This window comes from Bacillus sp. SA1-12 (genome assembly GCF_000981385.1).
In the GTDB taxonomy this organism is placed as follows: Bacteria; Bacillota; Bacilli; order Bacillales; family Bacillaceae; genus Metabacillus.
This window is the reverse complement of the sequence record NZ_LATZ01000076.1, coordinates 1-1,732: the sequence shown is the minus strand read 5'-3', so window position 1 is coordinate 1,732 and position 1,732 is coordinate 1. Positions and strand designations below refer to the sequence as shown.

Sequence of the window (1,732 nt, the reverse complement as noted above, 5' to 3'; positions counted from 1 at the left end):
CAGATCACATCTCGTTCAAAACCTAGTCCTATGGAAGTTAGAATTGAAAAACTAAACCAATATCTAACAGGGTGGTGCGGATACTTCGCTTTAGCTGATACACCAAGTAAGTTCAAAGAATTTGAAGAGTGGATAAGAAGAAGACTTCGTATGGTTGAATGGAAACAATGGAAAACACCTAAAACAAGAGTTAGAAAACTAAAAGGTTTAGGTGTTCCTGATAACAAGGCATACGAATGGGGAAACTCAAGAAAGAAATATTGGAGAATCGCCTGTAGTCCAATTCTACACAAAACCCTTGATAACTCCTATTGGAGTTCCCGTGGGCTTAAAAGTTTATATCAAAGATATGAATTTCTACGTCAAACTTAATTGAACCGCCGTATACCGAACGGTACGTACGGTGGTGTGAGAGGTCGGGGGTTAGTCACCCCCTCCTACTCGATTGCCGATAACATCGCTTGTGGTGACTAAATTCTTATAAAACATTTATCAATTTAAGTGTGAAATTATCAATATTTACTAAATAAAACAACATTTGTCTATGACACTAAAAGAATCTACACATATACTATTAATGAATCCAAGAAGCCATATTAGTGATTTGTTACCTTGGAAAAGTAGCAATCAACCTCTCTTTCAGGATCTTCGATTGAAGATCCTTTTTTTTTCAATACCGATAATGTCTCAATATGTTAACTAAAAATGTATAAAGTATTCATCCAACTCTTAGATAGCTTATTCAGCAATCGGGCCATTTAATGAGTAAGGATTATTGAGCAAACGGGAAATTTTAATAAGAAATTGAAATTATTCAGAATTCCCTATGGTAAAATGAGGAAGGTAATAGGTACAGAACAGAAGCTTAATATGGACAAATATAAAATAATTTTATTTTGATTTAGATGAAAATGTTTTATTGATCCACCACTTCATGTTTCACTTGTTGAATATTACGACTTTGAACAAGAAAGTACAAAAAGGCAATTCATTTTTACAGGGAAAGGTTCTAGGATAATGGTATGTTTGAGAATGAGCTATATATGGATATTCTTTACTATTAAAATCATTAAAAGAACAACAATATATTTTAGTTGTTGCAACTTCAAAGCCTACTGTATTTTCTGAACAAATACTAAAGTATTTTAATATTGACCAGTATTTTGATCATGTTGTTGGAAGTAATCTGATGGAACACGAACATCAAAAATTAAATTATTCAATACATATTTGATAAGTACAATTAGCATAGGCTATATGATTTTATTATGATTGGTGACAGAAAACACGATTTTTTTGGTGCACTTATGGATATGGTTCATTTAAAGTATTAAGTGATTTTGATCCTACACATATTGTTAATAGTGTTGACGAGATAAAAGATATTTTCATAGCAAGTAACCGATGGATCAAGGAGTGTTAAACTATGAAGGTGATACAATGTTAGGGATTGTATCTTGGCGGTGGTGTATTTTTCTTAGTATTCATCTTTAAGGTCTGTAATTGAGAGAAAAATACAAAGGAGCTACAAAAATGAGCGATTCACAAAAGAGATGGGATGAAATGATGGCCAAAATTGAAAAGGAATATGCTGAAGAATATGGATTAAATACCGATAAAACAATGGCTGAACTTTTAAACGACTTTCAATATCTTTTCAATGGGATCAAGGATAAAGAAGAAAAGACCCAGGAAGAATGTTTTTTCCAAGATGAAATTTTCGGAAATTCAG

Annotated in this window: 3 protein-coding genes; all 3 read left to right on the top strand. The window is 32.3% G+C overall.

Annotation, left to right across the window (positions count from 1 at the left end):
* Positions 1 to 372: group II intron maturase-specific domain-containing protein (locus WQ54_RS17825; protein ID WP_331435135.1), on the top strand; the 372-nt coding region annotated here is incomplete at its 5' end.
* A 667-nt stretch (positions 373 to 1,039) separates the two neighbouring features.
* The gene (locus WQ54_RS34790; protein WP_331435130.1) at positions 1,040 to 1,234 is read left to right on the top strand and encodes an HAD hydrolase-like protein; all 195 of its coding nucleotides are present in this window, start codon (positions 1,040 to 1,042) and stop codon (positions 1,232 to 1,234) included.
* A gap of 299 nt (positions 1,235 to 1,533) precedes the next feature.
* Positions 1,534 to 1,732 (top strand): hypothetical protein (locus WQ54_RS17820; protein ID WP_046585964.1); only part of this gene is annotated, 199 nt, incomplete at its 3' end.